Raw genomic sequence first — 19,732 nt, 5'->3', positions numbered from 1 at the left:
GCACATGCCCAAACGCCGTCCCGACCATGCCTGTTCACGCCCGAGCGCCGCCGTTTGTCCGCGAACCACCCGCCGACGCACGGGCACGCCAAACGACCCGCCCCCTCCGATGCGGTGCGGAGGGGGCGGGTCCTTGATCGGCCGCGCTGATGTGGTGCGTCCGGCACTCTGCTTCTCGTCCACTCCCTTCCGCGTGCGGTCGGTTCTCGAATGGCGAGGCGTTCCACCCTGGGGAAGGTGATTCCTACTGCTGCGCGCCGATCGGCTCTCCGTCGCCGTTGATGGCGAACCAGGTGCCGCCCACACCCTGGCCCTTGGTGTCACCCGGGGCCTTGTCACCGGCGAAGGTGTAGAGCGGGATGCAGTTGATGGTCTGCTGCTTGATGCCGTCGGGCCGGTCGAAGACCGTGTAGCCCTTCAGCAGGATGCCCTCGGTGTCGTTCTTGTCGACCGGGGCGACCACGGGCCACTTGTCGAGGCAGGCACCGGTGCACTTGGTCGACATCGGCCACTGCTTGTCCTTGAGGAACCGGTAGACCGTCATGCCGTTCTTGTCGACGACGATCTCGCCGAGCTTGGGGTCGTTGCGGGTGGTCAGACCGGCCTGCCCGACCGCCTCGCCGCCGGCGTCGCCCGCGGCACCGGTGCCACCACCACCGCCGCCGCCCTTGGTGGACGCCTTCTTGCCGTTGGGGGCGGAGGCGAACCAGGTGCCCTTGAGGCCCTGGCCCTTGATGTCACCGGCCTTGGTGTCCTTGGCGAAGTAGTACATCGGCCAGCCGCCCACGGTCAGCTGCTTGGTGCCGTCGGGGCGGGTGATCTCACCGAGCAGCGCCTTGTCGACGCCGTCGGCGGCGGTGGCACCCGCGGCGGGCACCGGAGGCCAGGTGGTGGCGCACTCGCCCTCACAGGTCGTCTTCGGCGGCTCGAAGGAGTCCTTGTCGAAGCGGTACAGGGTGCGACCGGCGCTGTCCGTGAGGACCTTGCCGTACTCGTCGCTGTTCCACACGGTCAGCTGGCCCGCGGACGCCGCCGTGGTCGACTGGGCCTGGTCCGACGTACCGGACCCGGCCGCGCCTGCCCCGGCGATGGTGCCGGCGCCGAGCGTCGGGGTGGAAGCGGCACCCACGTTCTGCGAGGACGTGGACCCCTGTTCCTGACCGCACGCCGTCGTCAGCGCCAGCACAGCCGCAGCTGAGGCTACGAGTGAGGCGCTCCGCCAGGAGGTGTTCATTCCATCTCCCCGTCAATCCTTGGGTGTTGCAGCGCCCTACTGCGCCGCTCGCTGGCCCTAGGTACGGGCGGGGGTGGCCGAAGTGTTCAACGGAACACAGATTTCTTTCGAAACTCTGTGGAGGCGCCCCCCGGCGCCGCCTGCGAAAGCGCCCAAAAGTCGGTCGGCGGCCGGGGTCCCCGGTCAAACCTTCGTGATCGGTTTTCCCTCCTTTGGAGCAATCCGGGCCAACTCCCGCATACGCGGGCGCGCGAGGCACGGATGATCTCCGACGTGCAAGGACCCCCGCGGACCCGTTCCGCTCTCGCCCTGCGGCTGTCGGCCCTGCTCGCACTGACCTGGCTCCTCACCGGAGTGCCGGGCGGCACGGCGATGGCCGACGCCTGCGCCTACGCCTCGACCGGCCCGGACGGCAGCGCCGTCGCCCTGGCCATCGGAAGCACCGGCACCTGCGAGCCGCCTCCGGCGACCACACCGTCCCCCACACCCACGCCGTCCCCCGCACCCACACCCTCGTGCCCGCCGGTGCCCACCCCGACTCCCCCACCGCCCCCGAAGCCGCCGAGCCCCACGCCCGAACCGGCCCCAGACCCGACACCCACGCCCCGCCCCACGCCCACGCCGCGCCCGACGCCCACCCCGGTCCCCCGGCCCGAGCCACCGCCACCGCCGCCCCCTGTCACCAGGGCCGCGAGGCCCGCGCCCGCCCCGCCCCCGACCTCCGCACCGAAGCCGCCGAGCCCCACGCCCGAGGTCTCGCCGAGCCCGGTGCACTACCCGCCCTACAAGGCTGCGACCCGCCCGCGGACCAAGCGTTCGGGGCCGTCCCTCGTGTCCCTCGCCCTGCTCGTCACCGCGCCCGCGGTGTTCGCCGTCGCCGCGCTGCGCCCGCGCTGACCCCAGGAGGAACCTCTTGTCGGAATGGCTTGTTCTCACCCTCGCTATGGGGGCGGCGTGTCTCGTCGTCCTCCTCGTGGCCGTCGTACGGCACCACGCCGCACCGGCGGACGAGGACCCGTCCGAGACCCCGGACGTGATCGAGTACATCACCATGATGATCGGCGTGGTGTACGCCATCGTCCTGGGGCTGGCCATCGCCGGTGTCTGGGAGGCCCGCAGCGTCGCCCAGGACCATGTGCAGGCGGAGGCGCAGGCGCTGCACGAGATCAACGAGCGGGTGCGGGTGTACCCGGACGAGGTGCGTGACCGGATCCGTGACGACATCGAGGCGTATGTCGGCCATGTCGTGTCCACCGAGTGGAAGGTCATGGCCGCCAGGGGCGAGATGACCGAACGGGGCGACGAGCTGCTCGACACCGTCCGCCGGGACGTCACCGACTACCGGCCGGGGGACGACTTCGAGGCACAGGCCTACCAGCCGTTGCTCGACCAGATGGCGGCGGCCGACGCCGCGCGCAACTCCCGCGCGGACTCCACCGGCGAGACGATGCCCGGGGTGGTGTGGTTCGGCCTGATCACCGGTGCCGTCGTGACCGTCGGCATGGTCTTCGCCCTGCAGATCCGGCGTACGGCACGCGAGCTGATCCTCGCCGGCCTGTTCTCCGCCCTCATCGCCTTCCTGCTCTTCCTGGTCTGGGACTTCGACGCGCCCTACGGCCGGGGACTGACGGCCTCGGCCGAGCCCTTCATGGCCCTCTTCCCCGGCATCGGGGCCTGACGGCCGCCCGGAGCGACCTCGCGGCCGGGGGACGAGGGGCCACAGCGGACCCCGTCCCCCGGCCGCACGCATGCCTGCCCCCGGGTCGTACGCGGGCCCGTCGTACGCGGGGCCCGTCTCCCGGGTCGTACGCCCGTCGTGCGCGGGGCCGTCCCCTGGGCGGAGCACACTCTTGCCCCATTCGCGCGACTGCGATCGCGGCCCCGGGCGAGCCTTCCTAGCGTTTCGCTCATCGAGGTGCATGTCAGGCGCAGGCGGAAAAGGTCCGCAGCAGGCTCCTCGGGACCCGGAGGCTCATCATGCGCGCGATACACGTCGCTTCGGCCGCTCTGCTGGGCGTGACCGCCCTTTCGCTCACCGCTCCCGCCGCGCACGCGGCAACGGCCGGCGACATCACGTCGTTCGGCTTCAGTGTGCTGCCCTCGACCATCGCGGCCGGCGGTGAGGTCACGCTCCGCGTGGACGGCTGCCATTCCCGGACGACCGTGTCCTCGGCCGTGTTCGACACGGTCACCATCCCCAAGTGGCAGTCGTCGGCGAAGGCCACCGTCGACTGGGACGCCAAGCCCGGAGCGGTGTACGAGGTCACGTTCCAGTGCGGCAACGAGAGCGGCCAGACGGACCTCACCATCGCCACCGGGCGCCCGGGCCACCATCCCTCGCACGGTCATCCCTCGCACGGTTCCCACGCCGGGATCGGCGGCACCGTCGCCGGCCTGGACCTGGGGGAGATCGGCCTGGGAGCCGCGCTCGTGGCGGGTTCCGTGGGCGCCGCGTGGCACTTGTCGCGCCGCCGCTCCGAGGACGGCAGCCACACCTGACCCTGACGGTGTACGCCGTCCAGCCTTTCGCCCCGGTCCCTTGCGGGATACCGGGGCGAAAGGCTGGACGGCGTACGACCCGCGCTCCGAAGGGAGCGAGCGACGGATCCGGTTCTCGGGCCCGAGTCGTCCTGACCTCAGATCCTGTTCTCCGAACGACGGCGCATCCAGAAGACGCCGCCGCCGATGGCCGCTGCGGCCACCAGCCCGCCGCCGATCGCGATGTCGGTCGGCGTGGCCCCGACGGAGCTGCTGCCACCGAGACCACCGCGGACACCGCCGATGACCGTGAAGACGTCGTTGAACGTCCTGCGCTGGCCCTCGCAGTGTGTGGTGACGCTGTACGAGCCGGGGCTCGCGTTGGAGTTGACCCGCACCGTCGCCGTGGCGGTGTTGCCGCCCATGGACGTGAGGTTGGTCGTGGGAAACGCGGTCGAGCTGATCGTGCTGCCCGATGTCGCGCACGCGTCGCCGCCGCTGACGGTGAGGACGAGCTGACCGCCGCGGGCGATGACCTGCGGGGCGGCCGTGACCGATTTGGGCTGGTCCCACGCGGCGGCCGTCGGGGCGGCGAGGCCGACCAGAGTGACCGCGACGGCCGAGGCCGCCAGGGCACGAGTAGTACGCATGTGATCCTCCGCGGAAGACGCCCCGGGACCCGTCCCCGGTCGATCGGCGAGAAAGCGCCTCCCGTAAAGACCCTCAGATGCCGTGCTCAGGGCCGCATTTCGAAGCTGGTCCGTCCTGGTGAGCGGACACGCCGTGATATTTCCGGGTCGCCGGATATCGCCGCAGGTCACGCACCGTCAGAAAATTCCTGTGGGCGGCAACTCGGATGGCGCATGACCTCGGCTCGCCGCCACCCGTTCGTACCTGCCCCGTCGCCGTCCCGGCGCGGCACGCTTAGTTTTCCCCTATGCGCGACTGACGCGGCGACGGCCGTGTCGAGAGGGGATGGCGAATGTCTTGGTCCCAGCCGGCCGAGGCCGAAGAGGAGGAGCGGCGGAGAAAGCGCGCGCCGTGGGGCGTGATAGCGCTGGTTCTGCTGACCGGTCTCGCTCTCATCCGGAACGGTTCGGGGGAATTCGACGTGGGACCGCCGCAGCCCGCCCGGGCGGCTGCCGCCGACAGCCGCAGTTCCCCGCACGGCACCTTCACCAATGTGCCCGATCCGCTGCCGTACGCCATGGTCGACCGGGTGCGGATCCCCTCGATCCAGGTCGACGCGCCGGTCGTGCCCGTCGGGCTGGACGCCCAGGGCTGGGTCGACGCGCCGCCCGCCGAGGACCCCAACCTGGCCGGCTGGTTCACCGGCGCGGTCTCCCCGGGCGAGAAGGGCACCGCCGTCGTCGTCGGCCATGTCGACAACAACCAGGGGCCCGCCGTGTTCTACGGTCTCGGGGCGCTGAAGAAGGGCAACCGGGTCGAGGTCCAGCGCGGTGACGCGAAGACCGCCGTTTTCGAGATCTACGGGATCGAGGTCTTCGAGAAGAACAACTTCCCCGGTGACCGCGTCTACGGCAACAGCGGAATTCCCGAGTTGCGTGTCATCACCTGTGGGGGCGGTTTCTCCAAGCAGAACGGCTACGACGGAAACGTCGTCGTGTTCGCCCGCCTGGTCGAGGTTCGCTGAGCGTTCCCCGACCGGGCGGGCGAACGCCCGAAGCGGATTCCCTTTTCCGGCCCTACGCGTATTTCCGGTGCGGCACCGTGATCCGGTATCCCGAGTCCAGCAGTTCGGGAAGGTATTCACGCAGCGCCCGGACGCTCTGCGAGCGGTCGCCTCCCGCGTCGTGGGAGAGCACGACGACACCGGGCGCCGCGCCCTTCTCCACACGGTCCGCGATGGTGGCTGCCCCCGGGGCACGCCAGTCGAGGGTGTCCACGGTCCAGGCCAGGGGTTCCATGCCGAGATCGGCGCCGAACTCGAAGGTGGCCCGGTTCCAGGCGCCGTAGGGTGCCCGGAACCACAGGGGAGGTTCGCCGTAGGTCTTCTCGATGATCTCGCAGGTCCGGGCCATCTCGGAGCGGATCCTGGACCGGGAGAGGCTCGGCAGCATGGGGTGGGACCAGGTGTGGTTGCCGACGGTGTGACCGTCGTCGGCCATCTCCCGCAGCAGGTCCTTGTGCCGGTGCACCATCTCACCGCACACGAAGAACATCGCGCGGGCGTCGTGCTTGCGGAGGATGCGCAGGATGTCCGGGGTGTAGCGCGGATCAGGGCCGTCGTCGAAGGTCAGCACCATGGTCCGGCCCCGTCCGTCCACGCGCAGGTACGGCCGGCTGCGGACGGTCGCGGGGACGAGGGTGCGGCGCCTGAGCGGCGGAGCGCCGTATCCGGCGATGGGCCGCAACCGGTACACGGACTGCTTGAGCGCGGGACGGGCGCCGGGACCGGCGGCCGTGACGGCGTTCCGGGCCCGCCCGGAACTCCCTTCGCCACCGAGCAGGGCGGTCGTGCCCGCGACACCGGCCGCGCCGGCCAGGGCGGCACCGCTGAGCAGGAGGCGGCGGCGCGTGAACATCTGATCCTTCGTCATGACTCATGAGTCGACCAAGTCAGGGACGGCGCACCACCACGACACCGGTGCGGCGGCATGAAAACACCCAATGTGAGTAATCCTCCGCGCCCCCTGTGACCGCCCGGCGCACGCCGGTTCCTGGGCTCTCAGATAGCCTCACCACCGTGACGGATCAGCAAGCGCACCAGTTCGAGCGGGGGACCGACGGGCCGAAGGTCGTCCTCGTCGGGCTGGACGGCTCCGACTCCTCCCTGCGCGCCGTGGCCTACGCCGCGGGCCTCGCCCGGCGGCAGCGGGCGCTGCTGGCGATCGTGTACGTGCAGCCGGTCATGGCGGCCGGCGCGGCGCTCGGGATGCCGGTGGCCGGGACGACCGACGAGATCGCCGAAAGCCTCGTCGCGCAGATCCGCGAGGCCGCCGAGCAGGTGAAGGGGGTCTTCGAGACCCGCTGGGAGTTCCACACCTTCCGCGGCGACCCGTACAACGGTCTGGTGAAGGCGGCCGACGACCTCAAGGCCGACGCGGTCGTGGTGGGCGCCTCCGAACAGGCCGGCCACCGCATCGTCGGCTCGGTCGCGATCCGCCTGGTGAAGGCGGGCCGCTGGCCGGTGACGGTGGTGCCGTAGCCGCGCCGCGGGCGGAGCCGTGGTGCGACGACGAGGCGCGGACGGCACCGCGCCGAGTCCGCACCGTGCGGATGCGGTCGAGGCCCTGCCGCGCCACGAAAGCCGGAGGGCGGCCACCCCGCTCAGGCCAAGCCGTCAAACAGCCACCCCGCGCAGTCCAAGCCGCGCCGAGACCGCACGACGCGGTCGCTAGCGGCGGCGCCGCGGGGCACCACGCCGCGCAGCCGAAGCCGGGCGGCAGCCACGCCACCCAGTCGGAACCGTCCCGTGGCCGCGCCGAGCGGTCAGGCCCGATGCCGCGCCGAGCGCCGCGCGTTCGGAACCGCTCCGGGGCCACCCCGTGCGGTCACGGCCCCGCCACGTCCGCGCCGAGCGGCGAAAGCCGGGTGGCAGCCACGCCACTCGGTCGAAGCTGCCCCGGGGCCGTGCCACGCGGCGCGAGCCGTGCGTTGGCCCCTGCGCCGCCCGAAAGGGTTCGGTGGAGGTTTCCGTCCTGCGTGCGGCCCACGCCCGTGAAGTCCTCTCCACCCTCTGGGCCGCGCCTCGCCCCCGGGAAGCGCAGCCCGGTTGTCACGGACGGACGGCGGGGAATCCGGCCAGTCCGGGCTTCGAGAAGCGGGACCGGACGGCGGCGCGCGGGTCCGGAGGCAGAGCCTCCGAAACCCCGGCAGACCGTTCGTCGCACCGTTCGTCGACAGCTTCGACCGCCCGCCGCACACCCGTGACCGGCCCCTGTCCCCGCGGAGCGCCCCGCGTTCCCATACGCCCATGACGGCCGGAACCACGATCACCAACGGGACGACCGCCGAACACGAACTGGCCGAGATCCAGCGTGAACACGGACGCCCCCTCTTCGCCCTGCTGCTGCGGCTCTCCGACGGGGACCGTCATCGCGCCGAGGACCTCGTGCAGGAGACCTTCGTACGCGCCTGGCAGCACCCCGAGGCGCTGCGCGCCGACGACTTCGACTCCGTACGCCCCTGGCTGCTCACCGTCGGCCGCAGACTCGCCATCGACGCGCGACGGGCCCGGCAGGCACGCCCCGCGGAGGTGGGGGACGCGGTGCTGGAGAACGCCCGAGTGATGGCTGACCATGCCGAGCGGTCCGTCGCCACCCTCGATGTGCGCGAAGCTGTGAAGACACTCACTCCGGAGCACCGCGAAGTACTGGTGCAGGTGTATTTCCAGGGGGCGAGTGTGGCGGAAGCCGCGGAAGCCCTGGGAATCCCGCCCGGTACGGTGAAGTCGCGCGCTTACTACGCGCTGCGCGCCCTGCGCCGGGTGCTTCCGGGATACGCGGCCGACCTGCGGTGAAACCGACGGCTGAGTCAAACCTCCGTAAAGCGCCTTGCTGAGGACCGCTGTTGGGCCATCAGCTGTCCTCATCCGTGTTCCGGATGGGGCCCTGCCCCGGGGCCCGGTGTCGGGCGACGCGCACGTACCGGAGGAAGGCAGGAAGGGATGCTGCACAGAGGTCAAGAGAGCACGGACGGCGCCGGCGGCGGCGAACTGACCGTCCCCATGGCGTGGTTCTACGCCGAGTACATCGCCGAGGAACTGCTGCGGACCGGCGACCTCATGCCGCCGACGTCCTTCGAGTTCCGTGCGGGGCGCGACGCCCTGGCGCTGACCATCTTCCTCGCGGACTCCGGCGGTGAGCTCTCCGGCATCCGGGTCGTCACCCAGCTGGAGACCTGGCTGTCGCTGACGGCGTACGACCAGCCGTGGCAGGACTGGGTGTGCGAGCGCCTGGCCCACCTCACCGCCGAGGCGCTGGAGATCGGCGGCCCCGCGCCGGACCTGGAACTGGCGGCGGCGGCCTGGCGCTGGCTGGAGGAGACCGAGCTGCTCGCGCCCGACCTCGACGCGGTGCCGGGGGGCGGCGCGGTACTCGGCGAGGACGAGGGCCCAAAGGTCTGGACACCGGCCTGGCGGCTCGGTCTGCCGCTCGGCCATCTGGCGATCCATCTCTTCTGAGGACGGCCGCCCCTGCGGACACTCCGGGTGACCGGGGCGTGTCGGTGCGGTGAACTGCCTGTTCGGGCGGCAGCGGGGAAGTTTTCCCGGTCGGCGACCAATCCGCCGGGGTAACGGCTCCGAATCTTTTGGTTGGCATTGGGCGCGGGGCTTGAGTGATTCTCGGGTCTGGTCCGTACCGATGGGGGCAGGAAGCAACCCCCACCGCACACCGGCCCGAGGAATTGCCATGTGGTCCCAGGATCGTCATCACGACGTCGGCGCGTACTCGCTGGGCGTGCTGGACGAGGTGGAGTCCTTCCACTTCGAGGACCATGTCCGCGGCTGCCCCCAGTGCGCGGTACAGGTCACCGAGTTCCGTCCCGCCGCCCGGCAGCTGATGCTCTACCGGAACGCGACACCGCGCGCCGTGCACCCCTTCGCGGCGCCCGGCCCACAGCTGCTCGGACGGCTGCTCGACCAGGTGGCGGCCCGCCACCGGGCACGTCGCAGGCGCTGGCTGTTCGCGGTCGCCGCCTCCGTGATCATCGCGGTCGGCGGCCCCGCCGTGGCCGTTCTCGCAGGTCCGGGCGCCCCGCCGGACAGGGTCGCCGCCACGGACCCCGAGTCGGGCGTGTGGGCGGAGGTCAAGGCCGAGGACCGGATCTGGGGCAGCGACATCCAGCTGAAGGTCAAGGAGGCAGAGGGTGCCCATGCCTGCCGGCTGGTCGTGATCGGCAAGGACGGTTCTGAGGAGACGGCGGCCAACTGGAAGTCCCCCGACGATGCCGACGGGCCCTCCACGATGCAGGGCGGTACCTCGATGCAGCGCGAGGACATCAGCCACTTCGAGGTACGCAGCCAGGAGGGCGAACTCGTGGTGAAACTGAAGGCCCCGGCCTGGCGCTGAGCCGTTCCGGTGACCGACCCACCGGCCCGGCACATGGTCCGTACCTTCAATGGTTGCCGATCATGGTCGGGGATGGGGCGGGGTCCCGGCCTCGCTACTTCAGCAGCCGTGACAGCCGCCGGTCGGCGAGCGGCTTCCCTCCGGTCTGGCAGGTCGGGCAGTACTGGAGCGAGGAGTCGCTGAAGGACACCTCACGGACGGTGTCCCCGCACACCGGGCAGGGTTCCCCGGTCCGACCGTGTACCCGGAGCCCGCTCTTCTTCTCCGCCTTCAGCCTCCCGGCGGCCAGGCCCCGTGAGCGCTCGACGGCCTCCGTGAGCGTGGTGCGCAACGCCTCGTGGAGATGCCGGACCTCCTCGGGCTTGAGGGACGAGGCCAGCTTGAAGGGCGACATCCCGGCGGCGTGCAGGATCTCGTCGCTGTACGCGTTGCCGATGCCCGCGATCAGGCTCTGGTCCCTGAGGGCGCCCTTGATCTGCCGTCGCTCGCCCGCCAGCAGCTCGGCGAAGCGGGCCTCGTCGAAGTCGTCGGCGAGGGGATCGGGGCCGAGCCGGGCGATACCGGGGACGCTCCGCGGATCCCGTACGACGTACACCGCGAGCCTCTTCTGCGTGCCGGCCTCCGTGAGGTCGAAGCCCTCGCCGGTCTCCAGCGCGACCCGCAGCGCCAGCGGGCTCTTCCCGCCCGGCCTGGGCGGCCCGTCGGGGAGCCGGTCCCGCCAGTGCAGCCAGCCGGCGCGGGCGAGGTGGGTCACGAGGTGCAGCTCGCCGCCGTCGGTCTCCACGTCCAGGAACTTCCCGTACCGTCCCACCGCCGTGACCTCCCGCCCCTCCAGGGCGGTGACCGGCGGGTCGTACGTCTTGAGCACGCTGATGGCCACGGGCAGCACACGGACGACCTCATGGCCGACGAGAGCGCCGGCCAGGAAGTCCCGCAGGGCGTCGACCTCGGGCAGTTCCGGCATGTCATCCAGCGTGCCACTGCCTGCGGCGCTTTGCCGGGGCGCCTGATCGCTCGGGGGTGCGGGTTCGTCGGGCGGGTGCGGTGGGTGGGGGTTGTTCGCGCAGTTCCCCGCGCCCCCTGAAAAGCGACCGGGGCTGCGCCCCGTGCTTTTCATCTGAAGGGCGGGCCGCAGGCCCTTCCCTTCAGGGGCGCGGGGAACTGCGCGAGAGACCACACACGACCCGCACCCGCCCAACGAACCCGCGCCCCCGAGCTACCGGGCGAACACGAACTCGCACCACACGCACTTCCCCCCGCCCCGCGCCTCCACCCCCCACACGTCCGTCAGCCGGTCCACCAGCAGCAGCCCCCGCCCCGAGACACCCGACTCCCCCGCCTCCCGGCGGCGCGGCAGCGCGCTGGAGGAGTCCTCGACCTCCACCCGCAGCCGCCGTTGCGTCCCGGTCAGCGCCCGGAGCGTCACGATCGCGGAGCCCTCCGTGTGCATGAGGGCGTTGGTGATCAGCTCGTCGGCCACGAGTTCGATCTCGTCGGCCCGCTCCCGCGCGCCCCACGCGCGGACGGCCGCCCCGATCATGTGCCGGGCCTCGGTGAGCGCCTCCGGGTCGCCGGGAGCGACATGCTGCTGGAGCCGCCCGCCGGGCTGCTCCGAGCGGCGGCTGCGGCGGCGCAGCAGGAGCAGGGCCACGTCGTCGTCGCCACCGCGTTCCTCCGCCACGTCGATGAGCCGGTCGGCGAGGTCGTCGACGTCGTCGGGGCCCGTGCTGATCAGCGCCTGCAGTGTGAGCATGCCGTCGTCGAGGTCGGCGCCGGGCTGTTCGATGAGGCCGTCCGTGCAGAGCAGCAGTGTGTCCCCGGGATCCAGCTCGATCGTGCTCACGGGGTACTCCAGGCCGCCGAACTCGGCGGACAGCCCGAGCGGCAGCCCGCCGTCGACGGTCACCCGCCGGCACTCGCCGTCGGGCGCCCGGATCAGGGGGTCGATGTGTCCGGCCCGGACGACCTGGACCACACCGGTGGACAGGTCGGCCTCCGCGTACAGGCAGGTGGCGAACCGGTCGGTGTCGAGTTCGTGGAGGAAGGTTGAGGCGCGGGACATCACGGTGGCCGGGGTGTGGCCCTCGGTGGCGTACGCCTTGAGGACGATGCGCAACTGGCCCATGACGGCGGCGGCATGGGTGTCGTGGCCCTGGACGTCGCCGATGACCGCGCCGACCCGGCCGCCGGGCAGCGGGACGAGGTCGTACCAGTCGCCGCCGATGTCCCGGCCGAGCGAACCGCCGAACGACGCGGCCCGGTAGCGGACGGCGATGTCGGCGCCGGGCACGCTGGGGATGGACCGGGGCAGCATGGCCTGCTGGAGGCCCTCCGCGAGGTCCTTCTCCCCCTCGTAGAACATGGCCCGCTGGAGGCTCTGGGCGATGCTGCTGCCCAGCGCCACGAGGACGTCGCGTTCCTCCCGGGTGAAGCCCCGCCGGTCGTTGTAGAGCAGCCCCATGGCCCCGATGGGCCGGGCCTGCACGATCAGGGGCAGATAGGCGGCCGAGGTGATCTGGAGGTCGGTGATGTGCGGCCAGAGCAGCGGATACGACTCGGCGAACTCCTCCGGTGACTCGATGAAGTGCGGGGCGAGGGTCCGTACGACCTCGTTCATCGGGTACTTCACGTCGAGGCGGGTGATCTGGGTGCCGGGTACGTAGCTGTCCCTGGGGCCGGCGGCGATCATGCGGATGCGGCCGGCCTCGACCAGACCCATGACCAGGCTGGTCGCGCCCAGGTGGGTGATGCCGTCGGTGTCCTCCAGGACGTCGATCACGTCCTGGACGGTCCGGGCGTGGGCCAGGGCGGCCGTGATGACCTGCACCACGTCGGTGCGTCTGCGGTGGGCCTCGTCCAGCGCCGCCTGCTCGGTCCGGTCACCGATCTCGCGCAGCTCCCGGGTGGCGTCACGGACGATGCCGACGACGCGGTACGGTCGGCCGGTCTCGTCGCGGAGGATGTAGCCCTGGGTGTGGGTCCAGCGCGGAGTCCCGTCGCGCAGCCGGATGCGGAAGTAGGCGCCGTAGTTCTCACTGCCGTCCTTGAGTGCCTGCGACACCAGTGTGTCGAGCCTGCGGCCCTCCATCGGGGGGACCCGGACGGTCAGGGTCTCGGGGTCGCCGTCGTATTCGTCGGGGCGCAGGTCGAAGACCTCGTGGGCCGTGGCGTCCAAGTGCATCACGCCGGCGTCGAGGTCCCAGTCGAAGCTGCCCATGAGATTGAGCGCCAGGACGGGGTCCGGGTGGGCGAGCCAATCGTCCGGCAGCGGCAGCTCACTCGCTCCCCGATCAACCATGTGGCCACTTTGCCAGGGTTTGCCCGATTATTCGAGTGGGGATGGGCTGTCCTGTTTCGGCCCCGTGGATCCGATCACTAGTGTCGGTATCGCCCCCGTTCCGGCGCGCGACCCAGGAGCGCGACAGCCATGGACTGGTTCACCGCACCCGACTACTGGCTCGGCCGACTGCTCTTCCAGCGCTCCCTCGCCGTGATCTACCTGGTGGCCTTTCTGGGGGCGGCCCTGCAGTTCCGGGCGCTGATCGGGGAGCGCGGGATGCTGCCGGTCCCCCGCTTCCTCGCGCGGACGCCCTGGCGAAGGTCACCGAGTGTGTTCCACCTCCACTACTCGGACCGGTTCTTCGCGGCATGGGCGTGGGCGGGCTGCGCGGTGTCGGCCGCGCTCGTCGCGGGGGCGGACTCGCTGCTCCCCCTGTGGGGCGGAATGCTGCTGTGGCTGGTGCCGTGGGTGATGTACCTGTCGATCGTGAACGTCGGCCAGACCTGGTACTCGTTCGGCTGGGAGTCGCTGCTTCTGGAGGTCGGCTTCCTGGCGGTGTTCCTGGGCAACGACGAGGTGGCGCCGCCGGTCGTCGTGCTGTTCCTGCTGCGCTGGGTGCTGTTCCGGGTGGAGTTCGGCGCGGGCCTGATCAAGATGCGCGGCGACGAGTGCTGGCGGAAGCTGACCTGTCTGTACCACCACCACGAGACGCAGCCGATGCCGGGACCGCTGAGCTGGTTCTTCCATCATCTGCCGAAGCCGCTCCACCGGGTGGAGGCGGCCGCCAACCACGTGACCCAGCTGGTCGTCCCGTTCCTGCTGTTCACCCCGCAGCCCGTCGCGACGGCCGCCGCCTCGCTGATGATCCTGACCCAGTTGTGGCTGGTGCTGTCGGGCAACTTCAGCTGGCTGAACTGGATCACGATCGTGCTGGCCCTGTCGGCGGTGGACCTGGGGACCGGCGCGCCGGACGTCCCCGACGCGCCCCTCTGGTACGAGATCGTGGTCCTCGCCGTCACCGCGCTGGTGCTCTGGCTCAGCTACCACCCGGTCCGCAACATGATCTCCCATCGCCAGGTGATGAACCGGTCCTTCGACCCGCTGCACCTGGTCAACACCTATGGGGCCTTCGGCAGTGTCAGCCGGGTCAGGTACGAGGTGGTGGTGGAGGGGACGGCGGACGAGGTGCCGCGCGAGGACGCGGGCTGGCTGGAGTACGAGTTCAGGGGCAAGCCGGGTGATCCGCGGTACTGGCCGCGCCAGTTCGCCCCGTACCATCTGCGGCTGGACTGGCTGATGTGGTTCGCGGCGCTCTCCCCCGCGTACGCGCATCCCTGGTTCGGCGGTCTGGTGGAGCGCCTTCTGGAGAACGACCGCGACACCCTGCGGCTGCTGCGCCGCTCCCCCTTCCCCGCCGATGCCCCGCCGCGCTTCGTCCGCGCCCGTCTGTTCCGCTACCGCTACACGACCTGGCGCGAGCTGCGGGCGACGGGCGCCTGCTGGGAGCGCACGTACGTCCGGGAGTTCATGCCGCCGACGCGGCTGGCCGTGTCGGCGGCCCGGGACCGGTAGGGCCCGCGACCGGTGGAGCCCGAACCGGGCGGCCACGCCGCCCGAGGTCCAGGTGCCCGCCCGGCCCACCTCGACGGTCCTCCCGAGGCCGGCGGTGACCGCACCCCGGTCTGTGACGACCCGCGCGCCGACCGCGAGGGCCGCCCACCCGAGCGGAGCCGGATGGCCGGATGGCCGGATGGCCGGATGGCCGGATGGCCGGATGGCCGGATGGCCGGATGGCCGGATGGCCGGATGGCCGGATGGCCGGATGAGTCAGCGACGGCATGGGGAGCTCTGGTCCCGGCTCTCGACGCGGCGCCGCCCCACGGGGCACAGTGCTCCCACGCACACCAGATCGACAGGGAGCCCCATGACCAGCTGGGTCGGCCGCACCGCCGCCGAGATCGCCGCCGCTGTGCAGGAGAAGCGGGTGACGCCGCGCGAGGTGGTGGCGGAGCATCTCGCGCGGATCGCGGCGCTGGACGGGCGGATCGGCGCGTTCCGTACGGTCCGGGCGGAGGCGGCGCTGGCCGAGGCGGACGAGGTGGCGGCCCGCGCCGGCCTGGGTGACCTGCCGCTCGCCGGAGTGCCGGTGGCGGTCAAGGACAACCTCGCCGTTCGGGGTGAGGCCACGCGCAACGGGTCGGCGGCGACACCGGACACTCCGGCCGCCGGGGATCATGTGACGGTGGCCCGGCTGCGTGCGGCGGGCGCGGTGGTCGTGGGCCTGACGAACGTGCCCGAGCTGTGCGTCTTCGGCACGACCGACGGGGTGCACGGCACCGCCCGCAACCCCTGGGACCCCACCCGCACCACGGGCGGCTCGTCCGGGGGCAGCGCGGCAGCGGTGGCCGCCGGGATGGTGCCCGTCGCGCTCGGCAACGACGGGATGGGCTCGCTGCGCATACCGGCCGCCAACTGCGGGCTCATAGGTCTGAAGCCGGGCTACGGGGTCGTCCCGGCGGACATCGGACACGGCGACTGGTTCGGGATGTCGGAGAACGGCCCGCTCGCGACGACCGTCGAGGACGCCCGGCTGATGTTCCGGATCCTGGCGGGCACGGAGTCCGTCGAACCGCCCCGACCCCCCTCCCCCCGCACCGTCGCCGTCTCCGTGCGCAGCCCCCTGGTCGGAGTGACCGTGACCCGCCCGTACGCCGATGCCGCGCGCCGGGCCGCCGAGTCGCTGGCCGGGGCGGGCCACCGGGTGCGGCCCGCAGACCCGCCGTATCCGCTCTGGCTGGGCACGACGTCGCTGGCGCACTGGACGGCGGGCACGGCGGTGGACGCCGAGGGTCTGGACCCGTCGCTGCTGACCCGGCGCACCCGTGTGCACGCCGCCGTGGGACGCCGTTTCCTCACGGGCGTCCGGGCCGGTGACCGCCGGGAGCGGCTGCGCCGGCGGATGGAGCCGTTCTTCGCCGAGCACGACGTGCTGCTCACCCCGGCGCTCGCCCGGCGCGGACCGGCCGCCGCGTCCTGGCACGAGCGGGGGTGGCTGCGCAATCTGCTCGTGAACACGAACTGCTCGCCGCTCACCCCTCCGTGGAACCTGACGGGATGGCCTGCGATGTCGGTGCCGTTCGGCACGCTCCCGTCGGGCGCCCCCTGCGCGGTGCAGCTGGTCGGCCGTCCCGGCTCCGAACCGGAACTGCTCGCTGTGGCCGAGCAGTTGCAGGAGCTGCACCCGTGGCGGCGGACGGCACCGCTCGACTGACGTGGTCCTAGAGGGCCCGGTACATGATGTGGAGCCCGACTCTGCCGTCCCGCGGGTGTTCGAAGGCGTCCGGCACGGTGCCCAGGACGGTGAAGCCGAGGGAGGTCCACAGACGCACGGCCGGGTTGGTCTCGACGACGGCGTTGAAGACCATCCCCCGGTAGCCGTCGGCCTTGGCGGCGGTCAGGACGTGCTCGGCGAGTGCGCGGCCGATGCCGCGCCCGCCGTGGTCGGGGTCGACCATGAAGCCCGCGTTGGCGATACGGGCGGCGGGACCACCGTAGTTGGGTGTGAGGTACGCGGAGCCGACGACCGCTCCGGTGCCGTCCTCGATGACGAACACCCGCTTGGCGGGGGCCGTCCAGAGCTCGCGGGCGGCTTCCTCGGAGGTGTCCGGGTCCCAGGTGTAGGTCTCACCGGCGGCGACCACGCGGTGCCAGAACGGCCAGATCCGCGGCCAGTCCTCGGCGGTGGCTTCTCTGATCTGCATGGGCGTGAGTCTGGCACGCCCACGCAGACGTCGATCGCGATGCTGACGGATCAGTCCACGCTGGGCAGGATGTGGGGCTCGGCGAGGTCGTCCTCGTAGCCCGCGAGACGGATGGGAGCGGACCTGGCCCACACGTCGAGGCTGCCCAGTTCCTTCTTGGACCGGCCGGCGCGCTCCGAGCGTTCCTTGGGGCGCTGATCGCGATTCGTCTTCTCTGGTGTCACCGCGCACTCCTTATGTGTCGGGTCACCCTCGGGACGTCGGCCCAGCCTGCCGCTGAACGCCTGACGTCCGCTCGGGTCTGAGTCGATGTCAGTTCGGACGCGGTGGCGCCGGATTCACTTGGGTGAGAGCAGGCCGTGGTGACCGGCTTGTCCCGGGACGGACCGTGGGTGTGGGTGGAACCCATTCAAGGCTGTCCGTCCGGTACAGAGTAACCAAATGAGCGGGCGCCCGCTCGATGGGGCTGAAAACACGAGGTAACTGTCTTGAGTCGTTCCGTGTTCAGCAGGCCCACTCGCCCCGATCCGCCCTGTTTCGTCACGTTTTGCCGCCACCCGATCGGAGCAGCTCCCGAACTCCACGCCGGACCGGCGCTCCAGCGGATCGCCGCCCTCGGCACGCAGTTCAGGTCCCGTTGGCCGAACAGCAAGCCGACCATGGTCTGCTCCTGTGTCGCAACGGCATTTCTCGCGGGCGGACTCGGGAGGACCGACGCATGGAGCTGCGCGGCATCGACGAGCTGATGGATCTGCTGCACGCGTGCCGGGGCGCCGGTGACGCACCCGGCGCCCGAGGCGACGTCGGGGATCGGCACGAGCACGCGCTGCGCACCGCCGCGCTGTTGCGGCGGGCACGGCCGGCCGACAAGGAGCTCCAGGTGGCCGGCCTGGTGCACGGCCTCGGCCGGCTGCTCCGTCCGGGTGACGACACCGGCCATGCCGACCTGGCAGCCGACGCGGTGCGCCCCCTGCTCGGTGAGCGGGTCGCCCGTCTCGTACGGCTGCACGCCCTCGGCCCCGACGACCTCGTACGGCTGCACGCGGGCGGCTGGGCCGACGCGACCCTGGTGGAGGACGTGCTGACACTGCGGGACGCGGACGAGGCGGGCCGGACCCCGGGGGCGGACGCCGGGGTGCTCGAGGACTGGCGGACGGTGCTGGAGCTGGTGTCGGACCGGGCGAGGGCGTCTCACCACTTGCCGGGCGCGTAGTCCTTCAGGAAGACGCCGTACAGGTCCTCGCCCTGCTCGCCGCGGACGACGGGGTCGTAGACGCGGGCCGCGCCGTCGACGAGGTCGAGCGGGGCGTGGAAGCCCTCCTCGGCGAGGCGGAGCTTGTCGAAGTGAGGGCGCTCGTCGGTGATCCAGCCGGTGTCGACCGAGGTCATGAGAATGCCGTCGGTCTGGAACATCTCCTGGGCGCTGGTCCGCGTCACCATGTTCATCGCGGCCTTGGCCGCGTTCGTGTTGGGGTGGCCCGCGCCCTTGTAGCCGCGGCCGAAGACGCCTTCCATCGCGGAGACGTTCACCACGTACGCCCGTCCGCTCTGCGCCTTCCGGGCGGCGTCGGCCATCGCCGGGCGGAGCTTGCTGATGAGGATGAACGGCGCGGTGTAGTTGCACAGCTGGGTCTCCAGCAGCTCCACCGGGGAGATCTGCTCGATGGTCTGCACCCAGGTGTTGCTGTCCACCACGTCGGGGACGAGACCGCCGGCGTCGATGGCGGTGCCGTCGAGGTGCCGGGCGACGCTGGCGTTGCCCGCGACCAGGGCGAGGTCGGCGACCCGCTGCGCGTCGAGGCCGCTGGTGCCGACGGGCAGCTCGGCCGGTCCCGTCAGCCGGTCCACCGCACCGGAGTTGAAGGCGCCGATGACGTGGTGGGCGGGGAGCTCACCGGCGGGCAGCGGGGCGCTCTCGCCCTCGACGAGGGCCGCGTAGGCGGAGGGCAGACGGCGCACGGTCTGCGTCGCGTTGTTGATGAGGATGTCGAGGGGGCCCGCGTCGGTGACCTGGTCGGCGAGGGCGACGACCTGGGCGGGGTCGCGCAGGTCGATGCCGACGACCTCCAGGCGGTGCATCCAGTCCGCGGAGTCGTCCATCGCCTTGAAGCGTCGGATCGCGTCCTTCGGGAACCGGGTGGTGATCGTGGTGTGGGCGCCGTCGCGCAGCAGCCGCAGGGCGATGTACATGCCGATCTTGGCGCGGCCGCCGGTGAGCAGCGCACGCTTGCCGGTGAGGTCGGCGCGGGCGTCGCGGCGGGCGCGGTTCTCGGCGGCGCAGTCCTGGCAGAGCTGGTGGTAGAAGTAGTCGACCTCTACGTAGCGGGTCTTGCAGACGTAGCAGGAGCGCGGGCGCTGGAGTATCCCCGCGATCTGCCCGGCGCCGGTCACCGACGACGGCAGGATGCCCTCGGTCTCGTCGTCGATGCGCTGGGCGGAGCCGGTGGCGGTGGCCTCGGTGACCGCCTTGTCGTGGGCGGTCTTCGCGGCGCGGCGCTCCTGGCGGCGGCGCTGCTTCACGGTGCGGTAGATGGCGGCGGTGGCGCGGCGCACCGTGATCGCGTCCGGGTGGTCGACGTCCAGCGTGTCGAGTTCCTCGAGCACGCTGAGGCAGACGGCGAGCCGCTCGGGGTCGATACCGGGGCCGTACACGGCCTCGTCCGTGGTCGCCGGGCCGTCCTCTGTCACCGTCATCGCGCTGCCGTTTCCCTGATCACTCGCGGCGCGCCGACTCGCGCCCGTCACCGAACGCGGAATTCTACGGACGTCGGCGCGGCTGACCAAACCCAGGGCGCCTCACAGCCCGGGGGCCACTGTCGTAGGGCGACTGCGGGTGGTTCGTGGTTTCTCGCGCAGTTCCCCGCGCCCCTGAAAAGCGACCGGGGCTGCGCCCCGTGCTTTTCGGGATGAAGGGCGGGCCGCAGGCCCAGCCCTCCAGGGGCGC

19 protein-coding genes are annotated in these 19,732 nt (G+C 71.7%); 11 read left to right on the top strand and 8 right to left on the bottom strand.

Annotated elements, in window-relative coordinates; genetic code table 11:
- Window positions 1-244: 244 nt before the first annotated feature.
- Window positions 245-1,234: an SCO0930 family lipoprotein gene (locus tag AC067N_RS24125; RefSeq protein WP_478680959.1), complete on the bottom strand. Its 990-nt coding sequence runs from the start codon at window positions 1,232-1,234 to the stop codon at window positions 245-247.
- 273 nt (window positions 1,235-1,507) lie between these two features.
- Here AC067N_RS24125 and AC067N_RS24120 point away from each other — a divergent pair, with 273 nt between their 5' ends.
- The 3 genes from AC067N_RS24120 to AC067N_RS24110 all read left to right on the top strand — a co-directional run bounded on the left by AC067N_RS24120 (window position 1,508) and on the right by AC067N_RS24110 (window position 3,733).
- The gene (locus AC067N_RS24120) at window positions 1,508-2,131 is read left to right on the top strand and encodes a hypothetical protein (protein ID WP_478680958.1); all 624 of its coding nucleotides are present in this window, start codon (window positions 1,508-1,510) and stop codon (window positions 2,129-2,131) included.
- Window positions 2,132-2,147: 16 nt separating this feature from the next.
- Window positions 2,148-2,912, top strand: coding sequence for a bestrophin-like domain (locus tag AC067N_RS24115; RefSeq protein WP_478680957.1), 765 nt, complete (start codon window positions 2,148-2,150; stop codon window positions 2,910-2,912).
- Between the two features lie 299 nt (window positions 2,913-3,211).
- Complete coding sequence (locus AC067N_RS24110) at window positions 3,212-3,733, top strand: hypothetical protein (protein ID WP_478680956.1); 522 nt, start codon at window positions 3,212-3,214, stop codon at window positions 3,731-3,733.
- 137 nt (window positions 3,734-3,870) lie between these two features.
- Here the strand turns inward: AC067N_RS24110 and AC067N_RS24105 are convergent, their stop codons facing one another.
- Window positions 3,871-4,362, bottom strand: coding sequence for a hypothetical protein (locus tag AC067N_RS24105; protein ID WP_478680955.1), 492 nt, complete (start codon window positions 4,360-4,362; stop codon window positions 3,871-3,873).
- 332 nt (window positions 4,363-4,694) lie between these two features.
- Here AC067N_RS24105 and AC067N_RS24100 point away from each other — a divergent pair, with 332 nt between their 5' ends.
- Complete coding sequence (locus AC067N_RS24100) at window positions 4,695-5,366, top strand: class F sortase (RefSeq protein WP_478680954.1); 672 nt, start codon at window positions 4,695-4,697, stop codon at window positions 5,364-5,366.
- A 52-nt stretch (window positions 5,367-5,418) separates the two neighbouring features.
- Here AC067N_RS24100 and AC067N_RS24095 read toward each other — a convergent pair whose 3' ends face one another.
- Window positions 5,419-6,273 carry a polysaccharide deacetylase family protein gene (locus AC067N_RS24095; RefSeq protein WP_478680953.1) on the bottom strand — a complete coding sequence of 285 codons (855 nt, stop codon included), beginning with the start codon at window positions 6,271-6,273 and terminating at the stop codon, window positions 5,419-5,421.
- A 146-nt stretch (window positions 6,274-6,419) separates the two neighbouring features.
- Here AC067N_RS24095 and AC067N_RS24090 point away from each other — a divergent pair, with 146 nt between their 5' ends.
- From AC067N_RS24090 to AC067N_RS24075, 4 genes are all read left to right on the top strand, one after another.
- Complete coding sequence (locus AC067N_RS24090; RefSeq protein ID WP_478680952.1) at window positions 6,420-6,881, top strand: universal stress protein; 462 nt, start codon at window positions 6,420-6,422, stop codon at window positions 6,879-6,881.
- Window positions 6,882-7,649: 768 nt separating this feature from the next.
- Complete coding sequence (locus tag AC067N_RS24085; protein ID WP_055522338.1) at window positions 7,650-8,195, top strand: sigma-70 family RNA polymerase sigma factor; 546 nt, start codon at window positions 7,650-7,652, stop codon at window positions 8,193-8,195.
- 147 nt (window positions 8,196-8,342) lie between these two features.
- The gene (locus AC067N_RS24080; RefSeq protein ID WP_478680951.1) at window positions 8,343-8,858 is read left to right on the top strand and encodes a hypothetical protein; all 516 of its coding nucleotides are present in this window, start codon (window positions 8,343-8,345) and stop codon (window positions 8,856-8,858) included.
- A gap of 229 nt (window positions 8,859-9,087) precedes the next feature.
- The gene (locus AC067N_RS24075) at window positions 9,088-9,747 is read left to right on the top strand and encodes a hypothetical protein (RefSeq protein WP_478680950.1); all 660 of its coding nucleotides are present in this window, start codon (window positions 9,088-9,090) and stop codon (window positions 9,745-9,747) included.
- 94 nt (window positions 9,748-9,841) lie between these two features.
- Here the strand turns inward: AC067N_RS24075 and AC067N_RS24070 are convergent, their stop codons facing one another.
- Together AC067N_RS24070 and AC067N_RS24065 are read right to left on the bottom strand one after the other, a co-directional pair.
- The gene (locus AC067N_RS24070; protein WP_478680949.1) at window positions 9,842-10,711 is read right to left on the bottom strand and encodes an Fpg/Nei family DNA glycosylase; all 870 of its coding nucleotides are present in this window, start codon (window positions 10,709-10,711) and stop codon (window positions 9,842-9,844) included.
- 252 nt (window positions 10,712-10,963) lie between these two features.
- The gene (locus AC067N_RS24065; protein ID WP_478680948.1) at window positions 10,964-13,045 is read right to left on the bottom strand and encodes a SpoIIE family protein phosphatase; all 2,082 of its coding nucleotides are present in this window, start codon (window positions 13,043-13,045) and stop codon (window positions 10,964-10,966) included.
- A 129-nt stretch (window positions 13,046-13,174) separates the two neighbouring features.
- Between AC067N_RS24065 and AC067N_RS24060 the strand changes: the two genes are divergently transcribed.
- Window positions 13,175-14,599 (top strand): lipase maturation factor family protein, encoded by a 1,425-nt coding sequence (locus AC067N_RS24060; RefSeq protein ID WP_478680947.1) that lies wholly within the window; start codon window positions 13,175-13,177, stop codon window positions 14,597-14,599.
- Between the two features lie 352 nt (window positions 14,600-14,951).
- A complete protein-coding gene (locus tag AC067N_RS24055) occupies window positions 14,952-16,298 on the top strand; it encodes an amidase (protein ID WP_478680946.1) in 1,347 nt (448 codons plus the stop codon).
- Between the two features lie 7 nt (window positions 16,299-16,305).
- On the opposite strand, the gene AC067N_RS24050 is transcribed toward AC067N_RS24055, so the two are convergent.
- Together AC067N_RS24050 and AC067N_RS24045 are read right to left on the bottom strand one after the other, a co-directional pair.
- Complete coding sequence (locus tag AC067N_RS24050; RefSeq protein WP_478680945.1) at window positions 16,306-16,788, bottom strand: N-acetyltransferase family protein; 483 nt, start codon at window positions 16,786-16,788, stop codon at window positions 16,306-16,308.
- Between the two features lie 50 nt (window positions 16,789-16,838).
- Complete coding sequence (locus AC067N_RS24045) at window positions 16,839-17,012, bottom strand: hypothetical protein (RefSeq protein ID WP_478680944.1); 174 nt, start codon at window positions 17,010-17,012, stop codon at window positions 16,839-16,841.
- A 494-nt stretch (window positions 17,013-17,506) separates the two neighbouring features.
- Between AC067N_RS24045 and AC067N_RS24040 the strand changes: the two genes are divergently transcribed.
- Complete coding sequence (locus AC067N_RS24040; protein ID WP_478680943.1) at window positions 17,507-18,001, top strand: hypothetical protein; 495 nt, start codon at window positions 17,507-17,509, stop codon at window positions 17,999-18,001.
- Here the strand turns inward: AC067N_RS24040 and AC067N_RS24035 are convergent.
- Window positions 17,980-19,482: an SDR family NAD(P)-dependent oxidoreductase gene (locus AC067N_RS24035; RefSeq protein ID WP_478680942.1), complete on the bottom strand. Its 1,503-nt coding sequence runs from the start codon at window positions 19,480-19,482 to the stop codon at window positions 17,980-17,982. The genes AC067N_RS24040 and AC067N_RS24035 overlap by 22 nt on opposite strands.
- Window positions 19,483-19,732: the final 250 nt, after the last annotated feature.

This window comes from Streptomyces sp. NPDC042364 (assembly GCF_056437585.1).
Note: the sequence above shows the minus strand (reverse complement) of the source record. Positions and strands in the feature narration are given on the sequence as shown.